This window comes from Rossellomorea sp. YZS02, from assembly GCF_033963925.1.
Taxonomy (GTDB): Bacteria; Bacillota; Bacilli; order Bacillales; family Bacillaceae_B; genus Rossellomorea.
This window is the reverse complement of the sequence record NZ_JAXBLY010000018.1, coordinates 74,809-89,367: the sequence shown is the minus strand read 5'-3', so window position 1 is coordinate 89,367 and position 14,559 is coordinate 74,809. Positions and strand designations below refer to the sequence as shown.

General features: G+C 34.6%; 17 protein-coding genes and 2 pseudogenes. 3 read left to right on the top strand and 16 right to left on the bottom strand.

The window, feature by feature from the left end; all coding sequences use genetic code 11:
- Nucleotides 1–95 precede the first annotated feature (95 nt).
- Together SLH55_RS17230 and SLH55_RS17225 are read left to right on the top strand one after the other, a co-directional pair.
- Nucleotides 96–320 (top strand): helix-turn-helix domain-containing protein, encoded by a 225-nt coding sequence (locus tag SLH55_RS17230; protein WP_159362646.1) that lies wholly within the window; start codon nucleotides 96–98, stop codon nucleotides 318–320.
- A 4-nt stretch (nucleotides 321–324) separates the two neighbouring features.
- Nucleotides 325–693, top strand: coding sequence for a hypothetical protein (locus SLH55_RS17225; RefSeq protein ID WP_159362647.1), 369 nt, complete (start codon nucleotides 325–327; stop codon nucleotides 691–693).
- Nucleotides 694–1,228: 535 nt separating this feature from the next.
- Here SLH55_RS17225 and SLH55_RS17220 read toward each other — a convergent pair.
- The 15 genes and pseudogenes from SLH55_RS17220 to merR1 all read right to left on the bottom strand — a co-directional run bounded on the left by SLH55_RS17220 (nucleotide 1,229) and on the right by merR1 (nucleotide 12,265).
- On the bottom strand, nucleotides 1,229–2,197 hold the full coding sequence (locus SLH55_RS17220) for a DUF5677 domain-containing protein (protein ID WP_219166270.1): 969 nt from the start codon (nucleotides 2,195–2,197) through the stop codon (nucleotides 1,229–1,231).
- Nucleotides 2,198–2,330: 133 nt separating this feature from the next.
- Nucleotides 2,331–2,669, bottom strand: coding sequence for a hypothetical protein (locus SLH55_RS17215; protein WP_159362649.1), 339 nt, complete (start codon nucleotides 2,667–2,669; stop codon nucleotides 2,331–2,333).
- A 405-nt stretch (nucleotides 2,670–3,074) separates the two neighbouring features.
- Nucleotides 3,075–3,674 (bottom strand): SMI1/KNR4 family protein, encoded by a 600-nt coding sequence (locus SLH55_RS17210; RefSeq protein WP_159362650.1) that lies wholly within the window; start codon nucleotides 3,672–3,674, stop codon nucleotides 3,075–3,077.
- A 107-nt stretch (nucleotides 3,675–3,781) separates the two neighbouring features.
- Nucleotides 3,782–4,054, bottom strand: a pseudogene (locus tag SLH55_RS17205) (barstar family protein).
- A 68-nt stretch (nucleotides 4,055–4,122) separates the two neighbouring features.
- Nucleotides 4,123–4,458, bottom strand: coding sequence for a hypothetical protein (locus tag SLH55_RS17200; RefSeq protein WP_159362651.1), 336 nt, complete (start codon nucleotides 4,456–4,458; stop codon nucleotides 4,123–4,125).
- Between the two features lie 286 nt (nucleotides 4,459–4,744).
- Entirely contained in the window at nucleotides 4,745–5,608 is an 864-nt protein-coding gene (locus tag SLH55_RS17195) for a hypothetical protein (protein ID WP_320324105.1), read from the bottom strand.
- A 125-nt stretch (nucleotides 5,609–5,733) separates the two neighbouring features.
- Complete coding sequence (locus SLH55_RS17190; RefSeq protein ID WP_159362654.1) at nucleotides 5,734–6,231, bottom strand: hypothetical protein; 498 nt, start codon at nucleotides 6,229–6,231, stop codon at nucleotides 5,734–5,736.
- Nucleotides 6,232–6,240: 9 nt separating this feature from the next.
- The gene (locus SLH55_RS17185; RefSeq protein WP_201449566.1) at nucleotides 6,241–6,498 is read right to left on the bottom strand and encodes an ECs_2282 family putative zinc-binding protein; all 258 of its coding nucleotides are present in this window, start codon (nucleotides 6,496–6,498) and stop codon (nucleotides 6,241–6,243) included.
- Between the two features lie 648 nt (nucleotides 6,499–7,146).
- Nucleotides 7,147–7,472 (bottom strand): annotated as a pseudogene (locus SLH55_RS17180) (YnfA family protein).
- A gap of 328 nt (nucleotides 7,473–7,800) precedes the next feature.
- Complete coding sequence (locus SLH55_RS17175) at nucleotides 7,801–9,147, bottom strand: dihydrolipoyl dehydrogenase family protein (RefSeq protein ID WP_201449567.1); 1,347 nt, start codon at nucleotides 9,145–9,147, stop codon at nucleotides 7,801–7,803.
- Nucleotides 9,148–9,274: 127 nt separating this feature from the next.
- A complete protein-coding gene (gene merA / locus SLH55_RS17170) occupies nucleotides 9,275–10,915 on the bottom strand; it encodes a mercury(II) reductase (RefSeq protein ID WP_159362656.1) in 1,641 nt (546 codons plus the stop codon).
- Between the two features lie 15 nt (nucleotides 10,916–10,930).
- On the bottom strand, nucleotides 10,931–11,269 hold the full coding sequence (gene merP, locus SLH55_RS17165) for a mercury resistance system substrate-binding protein MerP (protein ID WP_079533371.1): 339 nt from the start codon (nucleotides 11,267–11,269) through the stop codon (nucleotides 10,931–10,933).
- A gap of 15 nt (nucleotides 11,270–11,284) precedes the next feature.
- On the bottom strand, nucleotides 11,285–11,587 hold the full coding sequence (merT, locus tag SLH55_RS23280) for a mercuric transport protein MerT (RefSeq protein ID WP_079533369.1): 303 nt from the start codon (nucleotides 11,585–11,587) through the stop codon (nucleotides 11,285–11,287).
- A complete protein-coding gene (locus SLH55_RS17160; protein WP_079533368.1) occupies nucleotides 11,584–11,853 on the bottom strand; it encodes a hypothetical protein in 270 nt (89 codons plus the stop codon). The genes merT and SLH55_RS17160 overlap by 4 nt, the downstream gene beginning before the upstream one ends.
- Nucleotides 11,854–11,866: 13 nt before the next feature.
- Nucleotides 11,867–12,265, bottom strand: a complete 399-nt coding sequence (merR1, locus tag SLH55_RS17155; RefSeq protein ID WP_079533366.1) for a mercury resistance transcriptional regulator MerR1 — start codon at nucleotides 12,263–12,265, stop codon at nucleotides 11,867–11,869.
- Nucleotides 12,266–12,878: 613 nt separating this feature from the next.
- Here merR1 and SLH55_RS17150 point away from each other — a divergent pair.
- On the top strand, nucleotides 12,879–13,904 hold the full coding sequence (locus tag SLH55_RS17150; RefSeq protein ID WP_159362657.1) for a hypothetical protein: 1,026 nt from the start codon (nucleotides 12,879–12,881) through the stop codon (nucleotides 13,902–13,904).
- 275 nt (nucleotides 13,905–14,179) lie between these two features.
- On the opposite strand, the gene SLH55_RS17145 is transcribed toward SLH55_RS17150, so the two are convergent.
- Entirely contained in the window at nucleotides 14,180–14,371 is a 192-nt protein-coding gene (locus SLH55_RS17145; protein WP_159362658.1) for a hypothetical protein, read from the bottom strand.
- Nucleotides 14,372–14,559: the final 188 nt, after the last annotated feature.

Here is a 14,559-nt window from a genome sequence, read left to right as displayed (position 1 = left end):
TTGATAGAGTGAAGGCAAACAGAGGGGATAATTTTTTTTCAGTTTGAATAGTTGTTGTTCAATATGTGTAATATGTGTGATAAGGAGTTGATTGTATGGAAATTGAATTATCACAATTATTTGAAGTTCCTGATGATGTCGTTCTCCATATTGAAGATATATCTGACCTAACTGGTATGCACCCAGAATCAGTTCGCCGCTGGTGCCGAGATGGAAAGATGGCTTCATATTGTTTTGGAAACAAGTATATTGTAACCGGGCATGACTTTAAAGTATTTATGAAAGCTGCTCGTGTAAAACCTAAGTGGGCGCGGGAGTGACTATATGGGCAAACATTATGTTGTATTATCATTCTTTAAAACACGAAAAATTGATTATGTCTTTAATGCAGACGAGATGACAATTGTTTTTCCATGTCCCCATTGCTGGGAAAACACAACCATGGATGCAGTGACGAGTGAATGGAACTGTCTTCAATGTAAAAAAGATGGAAACATCTTTGACTTAATACATATCACAAAACTTGAACCCATCTCCACAAAGGTAGATACCTTTGACCCGGTAAAAGAACGAGCTCAAATTAATAAAAAATTTGAGCTAATTTTAGGAAACCCACCTAAAGAAAAATTACATACATTGCTTATTGAGATCCAACATAAAGTAAATGCAGTTCTTGATTTTTATATAAAATAATATTAATACATTACTAGATGTTCTAATTATTGTGAAGTGCAAAATTTAAATTTTGTACAGAATGTGGTCATAAAAATAGAATCTCACCAGAATAAACGCGGTAGCCCTCCTTTTTAAAAATTTGTTGCTTAGTATATGTCTACTTCGCAATATAAATGTTACTTCGCAATTTGGCCTAATTACTGGAGATAATTTAGTACTTATAATCAATGTTATAAAACCTTTGCAATAATCTTCCCATAACGCCCCCGTTTAGCTTAATAAGGTTTTATTTATTCTCTCTTCCTTTTATCAACCTAAGAAGTTATCTACAAATAAGGGAGGAGTTTAAAATACGAGATCCGTTAATCCCGAGGCAAGTAATACCAAGGCAGTCAAGAGGTGCTTTTGTACTATAAATAAGTGGAAAAGAGCAAAGGATTTCTCCCTCGCTCAAAGCTAGGTGTAGGTGTTACTGTGTGATGATATTTTATAAATAAGTTAATAACAAAGTAAATTGTATTTTAACCAATAATTTACTAAAGAAAGTAATTTTTTATTTTGGCTTTATTTCACTTCTTATTTGATCTGATGTTTTATTACACATGTCATTAAACTTCATTATTACCTTCATAGCGATGATATCGTCTATATTAGGATTAATTGATAATAATGCGGTTGATATCTGGGCTAACGAAATACCTGTTAATTGAATCGGTAAAGCATTCCCGTAAAAAGAGCTTCCAAAAAGATAAAACGACTTCTGATCTACTTTTTCTTGCAAAGAAAGGCTCTCATACATTCCCATAGGGCTAGTGTGAACTTGAGTGTTAGCCTGACTATAGTAAATATTTAAGTTATTTAATTCTGCTTCTGTTTCCAAATCAGAGAAGAATATTTTCTTTTTTCTAGGAAATAATGGGTGAGCCCACATATTAGCCTCTTTAAAATTATCTCCGTATTTCTTTAATATTTTTTCTCTAGTGTCAGTTAAATCTTTAAAATAACCCTTTTCTACTTTTTCAGCAGAAAGTTTTCTTGCAAACTTCCATTCTTCTATTAGTGAATAATCCATAAATCTTCCTATTAACTCCAAAGTGAAAGTGGTGTCTTTAATATTTTTCTTTAAGAGTGAAAAAATCACTACATTTTCATGCAAACTTCTCCATCTTGCCAACGCACCGTCCGGATAACCATTTTCAACTAGTGAAAATATTTCTTTGCTGATTAAAACAGCTCTAGATTGCAATTTTAGCAATACCGAATATATTTCCAGTTCTTTTAGATCAAATTCATCTTCATTGAATCTATCCAGTAAATCAGTAGATATTTCAGTAGATATGACAATGATTCCATGTAAGAGAGACAGTGCTTGATACCATTTAGATTCTAAAAGCTCACAATACTCTCGCTGCTCTTTCTTATTTTCTGAATATAAATTATCTAAATTAGATATCATCGATTTAAAAATTGACCCGGATGACTTTTCTGTAGATTCTTCAATAATTGAAGGTAATTCATCCATGAGTTTATTAATCTTCTCTGTGGGATTATCCATTTCAGGAAATTCTTTTAGTTTATTTGAAATGAGTTGATTAAAGGAATCTTGAATAATTTTAATAGTTACATCCTCCTATCCAGGTAAATCCATTCTTATATCACCTGTTTATGTTTCTCTGAACAGGTTCTCCTCTTTCAACTTGTTTAAATGCTGTTCTAATTTGTGACATCAACTCAAAATAAAAACCTGTTCCCATTAACTGACTTTGTTTTTCTTCTTGTTCCCTCTCACTAAGAAAGACGTATAATCTATCTAACCTCTCTTTGTAAGATGAAGCCCCATCTAACTTGGCTATAAAATCCAATGTCCTTTGGGCTGGTTCTTTCATTCCACCTGCTCCTGAATATTTTCTTCTTGCACTCGGAGTCATCCAATGCTTAGACCATTTGAGAATTAGCTTTAAAGTAGATTTATATTCTTCCTCTTTATTTATCATGGAGATACCTCCCAACTTCAAATTGTCAAAATACAATTATATTTTACCATATTCATCCAAAAAAAGAGGACATAGAGTTTACTTCTAAGTATTTCACTTCAGAGGTACACAACGTATAAATTCAATAGTCTCAAGCATACGAATTCGCACCATTATTCGTATGCTGTTTTTTATTGATATTACAGCATACCTTTTGCTTTTGAGTGCCTTTACGTATCTAACCCTTCGCGCACGTTTCCGCAACACTGAAATATATATTGTAGTTTATAAAAATGGCACAAAAAACATAACGAATTTTGTCCATTATGGTTATAATTCTTACAAAAGGGTTTCAAATTTGTAGCAAATTTACTGATTGAAAAACGGATTTTCTTCAATTAACGCCCCCTTTTGTTTAAGAATGATTTATTCTTCATCTTTTAATAATTTTAAAAGATCCTCACTTATTTCTATACTTTCTATTTCATAATCATCAAATTCTTGTTCATAAACCTCTTCATTTATTAGCCCTTTAATAAAACTTTCAAAATTGTTCGCTAGGAAAGTAATCTTATAATCGTTTTCCTGATCTATAAAAACAACCGATGGCTCTCCATTAGGACCACACTCTCTATAATCAAGAAAAACCATATGATGACCAGCAGATGGACAGTCACAAATTGCAACTCCTATATCTGGATACTCCCACTCTTCAATCCAAAATCTACTACCGAAATTGCCTCCAAGTGAAGAACTTTTTTCGTATCCAACCCCATAAATCCCTGTTATAGCAATATGATCATTTGCCCAACTTGTAGGAGTATTTGTAGGAAAGCAATTATTTATTGGGGTTCCTCCATTGTGCTTTTTCATTAGCCAAATATAAGATTCAGGGAGTTTATACCCTAGATCATTTTCTATTTTATTAATGACTTCATTTGTAGGCGGTTTTGAAATATACTCTTTCTTTGCATATTCACTATCATCCCAGAATATATCAACATTAAAATTTTCAAAATAACTCACTTTTAAATCCCCCTATTCTATAAAACGCTTATTAAAAATTATTGCTCATATTTTTCAAAGAATTCAGCACTTGCTGCCTGTAATTCCTTGCTCAACTTTCGCACCCGTTAGCGAAACAAGAATTCCCTTTTCTCGTCAGTATATTCTCCATTAAAATCAGTAAGACATTCTAATAAAGCATTGGCATCAGAAGGTAATTTTTCTTCTAGATTAGACCAGCCAATAAATTGTATTCTCATTGGTAGCTCAATAAGACCTGTTATTGCATCCCAAAAAGCATTCCAGTTCTCACCATAGAAATCAGGAAATTCAAGGGATTCTTTTAATAATAAATGTCATCCTTTTGATGTTTTAATACTAGATACATCAATTGTTAACATCGTTTGTTCGCCACTCAAATTAAACACCTCAATTAAAGTAATGCCCCCATTAGCGCAATAAGCAGGAACTATAAAACGTGTAGATTTTCGATTTTAAAAGACAATACATTATTATATGAGTCTATAACGGCTTCACAAGATAGTGTTAAATCGCTTTGTTGATTATCAACCCAGAGGTCAAATTCGATAGCATATCCTGAACCCTCATCGTACTTATAATAATATACGGTCTCATAAGCAAATTCAGGTGGAACCGTTAATGAACCCCAGTAATTCAACTCTTCTTTAATGTCCTCGATTGTAAGTTCATCTATTAATTTTGGGTGAATTTTCTTGAAATCACCATTTACAAAATCTAAAACAGTCTCCCTTAGCAATAACTTTAATTTGTCTTTTATGTCCATAGTTTCACCACATTCTTACAGGCTTTCAATTAAAGTTCTTTGTTTCTGCATTAACTTTCTTCTTCAAGTATTCTGCTCCGTTAATCCAATAATTGAAAAAGATCAATAGCCAGATCAATTAGTTATTCTTCGGTTCTTGCCCTCTTTAACAGGAGATTGATTTTCCCAAAATATATTCCTAGAAAAAACAAATCCGTTGGAACATTGTATTTAATTGTAAGTTTCTGTATTAGTCGCGGGCTGAGAACAACTTTAACTAAGTCTGAAAAACAATTCGTAACTGTTTTCAAAGATCAAATGACATTTGTTCCTCTGGATTTTTATTTAGTCTTCCTCTTTTCAATAAATCGTCCCCTCTAATACCCTTTTCATATCTTCTTTTAATTGTTGAGTAAGGTAATTCTGCTTCTTTTGCCCAAACACTCAATGGCTTTTTTTCACCATTAATTTCAATATGTTTGTACTGTGATCCTATTGGAGACAACAAGTGTTCTTCCTTGCAGCCGGTATAAATTCTTCTTTGCAGAGTTTTATATGGGAGTCCACTTATCTCAGCCCATTCTGCGATAGTCTTCGTTTCGCCTTTAATAGTTATAAAATGATTATTTCTTTTGTTTCTTTGTTGCTGCACGTCTGTACTCCATTTGCAGTTTTTAGGTTCATAGTTTCCATCTACATTTATACGATCAATAGACAAATCATCTTTATAACCGTTTTCCATCGCCCACATTGCAAAAGCCTCAAATTCCATCCATTCGTCACATACCGAAACTCCTCTCCCACCATATCTATCATAATAATTTAAATCCTGATTTACACACCTTTGCTTCATTAGCGTCCAAATCCTATATAATCTCGACCATCTCATGCCATGAGTTTTACTTGTTTCTTTCTTTTCAAGAAATACACAGTTTTCTGGGTAAAAACCGTCATCCTTGTCTTTCCTAACTAATTCCAAACCTTCTTTATAACCATTTTGTTTAGCCCATTTCACAAAGGTTACAGGATCTTCTTTCCATTCACTGCATATCCATAAATCCTTCCCTTTATATCGGGTATCTACATTACTCCCATAGCACTTTAACCTCATTGTTTTCCAAAGTTTATATATTTTCGTTCTACTTAATCCATGTTTTTTTAAAAATACCATTTTATCCCTCATTTATGTCTTAAATTTAAAAATGAGTCAAAAATAAACTTGATGACTTCTACAAGTCGTTGGGTTACTTTTAACCTTGTTTTATTTGGTTTAAGTCCCATGCATTTTTACTAATACTAGATTGTTACAATTTGATCTTTTGAATAGTTATTCCCTTGCTTATCGGTCCAAATTGTAGTTACTTTAAATTTTCTGAAAGTCCCGCTATGAACAATAACGTGTTCTTCAAAGCTTTTTCCAGGTTCTAGAAACTCATAAGGTACCTTTTCTTTTAATACTATAGCTTTCGAGTCTTCCTGAGTTTCAAAGTCAACATTGTAGGCGGTAACTTTGCCAGAATTCCACAACTTCATTCTGTACTTACCTCTAGAGATGTTCATAATCCTTGCTTCAATCATTGCTTTTGTTGACTCTTCACGCTCTTTTTCTTTGTCTTCCAATTCAAATCTCTTAAGCTTTTCCTCTAACTCGTTTAGCCTAACTTGAACCTTTTTTGTTTTTCTTGAATCCCAGTAAGAGAGTAAAGATAAAAAGAGTGCAATTGTTGGGAATCCATATTTAACTAGATCAATGAACACCTCTTTAAATTCCAACCATAATTTTACGTAATCCATAATTTCCTCCTATTTAAACACCTTCTTAAAATCTTTCATAAGTTGCTTAATAACGTCGTCTTGTAAGTCCATTAAGTTTGCATCAATTATGTAATTATTTTCTTCAATAATTTGCATTTTAGATTTAACAACCTCACAGTCAGTACATTTAAAGAAAATGTTATCAGTATCCTCCTTTTTATCATCACTGTTATTGTCAATTAAGGAGAATTGATCATTTCCACAAACACTACATTTCAAACTTATATTCATTTCTATATCCTTCACAATTTTAGCCCCTTAAAAATTAGTTTACTTCTACCAATTATTTCAAATTACTCCACTTTAGGCAATGTCGATGTTCAATTAAATGGCCCTTTAACGGAAGAATAAGAATCTTAGCTTACTGACCTTTAGAATATCTTCTGTTTTGTCGTTAATGGGGATTTTATGAGTAACTTATAACATAATGAAAAATGCCAAGATCCCTTTTATAACAAGGATCCTTGTCATTTTTCAGACGGAATAACATATATGACATTATATTTGTATTACATAGCAACTGTTTACTCACCTACTAGTCCATCACCATCTCGATCATCCATATACTTATAAAGCCAATGTTATATTTAGGTTATAGGACTTTAACGCTTGTTATTAAAAGAACTACACATATTAGACATATCTAAAATGTCAGGTCTTATTTTGATCTCATCTTCCACTAACGCCCTTTAACGGAAGAACATTTTATTTTCCCTCGATGTAATTGCACTTAAAGCTATTTTTTGTAGATTATCATATATGGGGTACCGCCAACATTTCGGAAATTTCGTACGCTAAGCGAATCTCAATCTAAAATAGTCAATTTCCTGTACGCTAAGGAACCGACTTTATTAGGTTGACTCTTCAAATAAAGCGCCACTTGAAGAAGTTTTTTTATTGACGTGGTGCAAACAACATTACTGATACCCCAGCCAAGCAAATACCAGCACCAACCCTACCATATAAATCAGGTGTTTTTTATCAATGCCCCATCTCCACAGTACAGAAAGAACAATAAATACTCCTCCATAGGCAGCATAAACTCTACCGAACGATGGGAATGATTGAAAAGTAGCAATGACTCCGTATAAAACTAAGGCTACTCCCCCAAAGATCCACAAATAAAGTGGCTTACCTTCTCTGAGACATAACCAAATTAGATAACCACCACCAATTTCAGCTAATCCTGCAACAATGAATAATACAATTGTATAAATCATAAAGCACTCCTTGAACAATCTAATCAATATAGCAATTATTAACGTATCCTTTTTGAACTATGATAATTATTTCAAGCATAGAGTGGTTAACAACAGTTTGGAGGGATAGTATTGAGCGAGGATTTTATATATACAAATCAAATACTTGAAAGTCGAGGTACCGTCGGGTAAATACAGACGTTAAGGATTTTGAAAGATAAAAAAGCTTAATTCCTCATTATTTTTAGTGAGAAATTAAGCTTTTGATTTTCACCAATCGCGCCCTTTTCTGAATAAGCGTGTGCAAGAGATAATGGAAAAATCGTGCTGAAAAAACATCTAATAAAAGTTACAACATATGTGCGATGTCCGAAGCTACTGTTGGATAGGCAAATATCATTTGTTTCATTTCTTTGGTTGAAATTCCAAAACGAATGGCTGTTGCAAAATGATTAATAAGTTCATCGGCTTCATTACTAATCAAATGAGCACCGACAATTTGATCATGATCTTCGTCAATCAGCACTTTAAACGCAGCAAAGTCCTCATTTGTCCGTTTATATGTAAACCAGTCGGAGATGTTTTTCTGCTTTACTTTAATATTCCGACCAGAGTTTTGGGCTTCCTCCTCGCTCATACCTACCGATGCTATTTTAGGTACGGTGAATACAGCAGATGGAATCACGGGATATTCAATTTTTTTGCTGTTCCCTTTCAATAAATTAGATGCTACGACATGAGAATCTGCACTGGCTACAGGTGTGAGGGGCAAGCCATCCGTTGCTGCAGCATCCCCGGCTGCATAGACTTTCGGGTTACTTACACTTTGCAAATACTCATTAACATGGACACCATGTTTTTTCCTTTTTATATTCCCTTTTTCAAGATCCATATCTAAGGCAGGGACCCTTCCTGCACCATGAATAACAATGTCTGCTTCAAACCGAGTTATATCCTCTTTTTTTCGAGCGTACACATGAAACTTTCCTTGTTCTTTTTCAATGGATTCAACGGAATGTTGAAGATGTACCTGTATGCCAATCTCTTTCGACTTTTCTAAAAGGATATCTACAAGATCTATATCAAAATTCTCCAAAGGTCTTTGACCTCTATGGATAATATGAACTTCTGATCCAGCACGTGCCGCGATATGAGCAAATTCAAACGAAATATACCCCCCACCAACAAAGACGATTCTTTGTGGTAATTCATCCAACTCTAAAAATTCATCACTATAAGTAAGATGTTCTTCTCCTTCTATAGGCAAAGGAGTAGGTTTCGCACCACTTGCGATTAAGAAATAACTCCCCTCGAGCACTTCTTTATTCACTTCAAGTTTGTCCTCACTCACGAAAGATGCATTGCCATGATACGTATCGATTCCCTGTTTATTCAATGCTTGCTCTTTTTTTTCCGGGATATGATCTGTAAAGGTTCTTTTAAAGCTCATAAGATCTTTCCAGTTTATGGAGAATCCAGACGGTACCCCATTATTAACCATCCGTTTGTTCCAATCAATTAGTTCGGCAGCACCGTGCAAAACTTTCTTTGGGTCACATCCACGTAGTGCACACGTGCCCCCAAACGGCCTGTCATCGACCATAGCTACGCTCCAACCGGCTTTATTACATTTTGCTGCTGCAATTGAACCCGCAGAACCTGTACCAATAACAATAAGATCGTATTTCTTAATCATTATTATCCTCCTCACAGAATATTGATTCTATAATACGTTTGCCTTATTTCTATCAAATGAAACCCCGTACCTTATCCAGGGTTAGAAAAATCCACCGTCTTGCCTAAACGGTGGATTAATTGTGTTGTTATCCCGCACAACAAGATAATTTTGAAACATCTTTATCAAACGTCAGGGAAGCTAATTTCAATCCCTCTGCCATGGTTAAATATGGAGCTAGGGTTTCACGGAGATCTTCCACAGTTAACCCAAATTTAACAGCCAATGTTGCCCCATAAATCACATCTCCTGCATTTTCTGCCACCACATGAGCTCCTAGTATTTTCAACGTTTTTGAATCTGCAACCAATTTAAACACACCAGTCGTCTCTCTATTTACGAGTGCACGGGGCACTGCATCTAACGGCAATACGGAGGTTTTCACTTCATACCCTTTTTCTTTTGCCTGCTTTTCAGTCAAACCAACCGTCGCAATTGATGGAGTCGTAAACGTAACCCCTGGAACCAATTCTAAATTAAGCCTTTTGTTCAGTCCACCAATCGCATTTCCAGCTGCAACTCCGCCTTGATAGGCTGCCACATATACAAATTGAGGTCCAAGCGTGACATCTCCTGCAGCATAGATGCAAGCATTTGTAGTTTTCGAATAGTCATCAATTATGATTTCACCACGCGAACCTGTTTCAACGCCTGCAGCAGGTAAATTTAAACTTACCGTATTAGGTGTTCTTCCTGTGGCAATCAGCAATTGTTCTGATTCAATGATTCTCTTCTTGCCATTGACTTCAATATGAACTTTTTTTATGTCTCCATCTTGTTCGATTCGTTTATAGGTTGCTCCTTTCACAAGATTTATTCCTTGTTCAACTAGAGCTTTTTCCACTACTTCTGAAATCTCCGAATCATAATCTTTTAAAAGACGTTCACTTCTTTGCATTAACGTAACTTCTGAACCTAAATTATGAAAAAGTTGCCCTAGTTCCATACCGACATAACCAGAGCCAATGACTGTAAGACGTTTTGGCACTTTCTTTAATTCAAGTAATGTGGTGCTTGTTAAATAATCTACTGTATCTATTCCAGGAATGGCAGGTAAAGACGGTGAAGCACCTGTTGCTATTAAAAATCGTTTCGCTGATAGCTCCGTTCCATTCACTTCAACCGTTTTTTCATTTACAAATTTTGCTTCCCCTTTGATTAATTCAAAACCGTAGTCATCAATTAAATCTACATATTTCCTGTTTCTAAGATCCGTTACCAATTCATTTTTTTGCTTGATCAATGGTGCCAAATCCACCTCACCAGCTGACGTATGCAATCCTACAAACGGATTGTTTTTGGCTAAATGATTGATTTCACCAGCTCTCAACAAGGTTTTTGAGGGAACGCAACCAATGTTCACGCAGGTCCCACCAACTGTTTCACGTTCAATAATAGCCACCTTTGCCCCATATTTTACAGCTTCAATGGCTGATGAAAAGGCAGCCCCACCGGAACCGATGATAATGTAGTCATAATCGCCTTCTTCGCCTAGCTTTACAGGCTCATGCAGTTGTACTTCTTTTGCTTCACCTGGCTCGTATTTGGCTTCGGCAATCGCATTTTTCGCTGTTTCCACCTTAACGTCACTTGGAAGTTCAAATATAGCTTCTCCGCGACGAAAATCGACCTCAATCTCTTTTGCCCCCATTTTTTGAAGGGCGACAGCTACATGTTCTTCACAACCCGTACATGTCATTCCTTGAACGTTTACTTGAAACTTTTTCATGTAAAATTCCTCCTTCTACTCGACTCCAAGGCCAAATTCCGATACAGACATCTTTATTGTCTGTAAATCCGTTTTCTTATCATCAAAGGCAACCGTTACTTCGCCTTTACTTCCACTGACTTTAATGGTTGTTTTGCCAACACCATCTACTTGTTTCAAAACATCTTTAACAACTGAAGGCGGACAACAATTCATACCCAAAACCGTGAATGTCCCTGTTTTAGTTGTTTCAATGGTAGCTTTTACATGCTCCTTAGCATCTATAGTATTTTGTGTTTCTTTTTCGTTATTACACGCACTAACCACGAACAAAAGCGATAATAGCATCATAATCTTGATTAAGTGTACTCTCATATAAGCACCTCATTTTTATAATCCACCTTCAACTAGAAATAAAAAAAGAAACATACAAAAAACGAAAAATGTCGTGAGCCATAAGCCGATGATAGAATTTTTTCTTTTTCTCTTTCCTCCATAAACCATGTAAAAGGAGTAAGCAAGAAGGATAATCGTAACGATGCTAAACAATAATCGATATTTAAATGAGTAGAAGGCTAATGCTCCGGCAAAACCGGTTAAACCCAGGGGTATAAAAATCAACGGACCCAGGCAGCATCCAGCCATAACAAAAGCAGAAAATATAGTAGTTAACTGAGACACTTTTTCCTTCATGATTTAAACCTTTCCATGCTGCAGCAATCATGAGTTGTTGTTTCTTTCTTTGTTTCTCTTTTTGTTTCTGGATCAAGTTTTCTCCAGCCCTTGAAAAGGGCGAATAAAAATAAAAGACCCATCACGATGAAAATAACATCTTTAAATTCCGTAAAGTATGAGCCTAGTGCTGTACCTGCAACCAAAGGAAGCAGTAAAAACAAATGGCACGGACATGTGATTAGTGCGAAAAGAAACCAACCTGAACTTTTTAGTGTGTTTTTCATCCTGTTGCACCTCTTATTTCCTCATCAGTGTTTCAATAATGGGGCATTCATAAATATCTTTATTTTCGGGACATCTTTCTTTTAGATCCACTAGCATTTGTTCAATTCTTTGAAGATCTTCAATTTTACGCTGGATGTCCTCTATCTTAAGAACAGTGAAATCATACATATCACGACACTTCGCTTCATCGCGATCGACAACCCCTAGCAATTTATCAATTTCATTTAAGGTAAATCCCAGTTCCTGCATCCGTTTTATAAAATTCAATCGATCAACTGTTTTCTTCGAATACATTCGGTATCCGTTTTCGGTACGATTAGGCTCTGGAATTAAGCCTAAACGCTCGTAATATCGAATGGTCTCCTTGTTAACGCCGCACTTTTCAGCCAGTTCTCCAATTCGAAATTGCATTTATCTCACCTCATACAAAGTATAAACCCTGTACTATAGTACAGGGTCAAGGGAAGTATTATATACTATATTATCGATTTACTATTTTAAACTGCCATTTTCAAAAAGCTTTATTCAACAATATGGCCCTTTAATTGAACATCCGTTTAGAATTCAACAATAATAGAACGGAAGCCATAAAAACTTCCACTAGACACTATATTTTTCCAACTACCGAATGTACCCGATTAATAATCCTGTATTATCAACTCGCTTGATATAAAAGACTTTGATAACACTATTTTTGTAATAATACGAAGAATAATCTGTATTCTGATCAAAGAGAGGTCTTATTCCATAAGTAGAATAATCGTGTATCCTAATTTATTACTATTAACTTTGCTATGAGAGCTTGCTGCTATAGTTCAACTTCACCACAAATGAGTGTTTTTGCTCCTACTTTACAGCCATAGCATAGCAATCCCAAGGAATTTAATAAAAGGTCTCGTTGGCTTTAAATTTCTTTCAAAAAGGAATTGTTTATTAATATTTAGGAAAAAATATAAAAAGCCTCTTTGAAAATCTTTTTGCGTGTAAAAATACTAATCAATCATATAGGGAAGGGGGAGGGGAAATGTTAAGTTTGCATGATAAAAAGACAATAGAACCCAGAAAGTTCTTTAGTAATGAAACAAAAGATTTCACTCCGTGGCTAGTTCAATATGACAAAATAAGAGAATTAAGTGACGTGATAAAGTTAGATATAGAAGTAATAGGAAAAGAGGTGAACGCCAAAAACCGAAAAAGAGTAGATGTCTTAGGCAGAACAAAAGTTTCAAGGGAAAATGTAGTTATTGAAAATCAATTAACTGTAAGTGACAACGATCACTTCTCAAGGTTATTACAATACGGGGTAAGTTTCAATGCAAAGTATCATATATGGATAGCTCCGGAGTTCAAAGAGGAACACCAGGATACTATAAGAGACTTAAATGAAAAATGTGCAGGTAGAAGCTACTATTACTTAGTGCAATTTATACCGCAACTATTAAAAACAGGAGAATGTGTGTACGAATTTAGGTTAGTGGTTGGTCCTGAAAAAGTAGAGGTGGGTTTAAAAGAAAATAACGTTATTAGCACTGCCAGCAGTAAGCCCTCCTTAAATGAAAGCTTTAGAAAAGAGCAAGTAGCTAAAAGTTCAAATCTTTATCTGCCAGTAAAAGATACGTTTGATAAAAACCTAATACACTTCGCAAACATAAGGCTTTCAGACATTATAGAGCTTTCAGATTCTAAATTATGGAAGGAGTGGGAGCCCAAACCAGATTTTAATTACAATGGATACATGCATGATTTCATAGTGCGACATCAAATTAACCATCTAGATAATGGTAAAATCCTAACACTTAGAGAAGTTCAATATATCTTTAGATTCGATGATTTTTTTGAGTTGAGAAAACATGTGAACTACAGAGTCTTAAAGCCTCATATATTAGATGGAAAATTAAAGGCGACAAAAGGCAATGATCGTAAATGGCTAGTGAAAAGAGAAGATCTAATCGAATATATTTATGAAAATTATATAGCTTTTGTGCCAAAAACATCAAAACTTGTTGTTAAGTACACAGATACGTCTCAATGTGATATGTCGCCTTCTTAAACAGTCGGGCAAAAGTATGCTAGTTTGAACACTCAGATCACACATAAAGGAACTTAGATCGGCTTATAGATATGACAACTGCCTCAAATTTAAATGCCATTTACTTGATGCTACTAAATTAAACAGCTTCTATTAGTATCAACTTTATAGTCTGGCACAGGTAAAGAGCTCCAAGTGTTTTCATTTTGTAATAGTTCTACCTAAGACATTACAGCTATCAAATTGCTTAAACCTACCCAATGTACTATAACTCCATAGTAAGCAGTGGATGTTTTTTATTTAGCATGCTCTATTTTCTTTTGATTAAGAAAGAAAACTTTGGCTAACTCATTGGTGTCAAGGTAATATTTTTTCATAATACATAATGCATTTATCTCCCCATCAACCCCTTTTCTGCTATTTTCATTTATTTCTGGTCCTCTACCACTTTTACCTATTTGGTTTCTAATTATATTTCTGTAGTTCATTTTAATGTCACCCCTATTTAAGTAATTAACAAGACTATTTATAGTTAATTGTACTTACTTTTAAAACTATTAAAGTCCTTTCTTTCTACATTATAAATTCTTATTATCGTGTTACCATCTAGCTAAAGTAAATATTTTCACAAAGTAATTTTAACGGGACTTTTGCACAATATGAGTCAAATACGAAA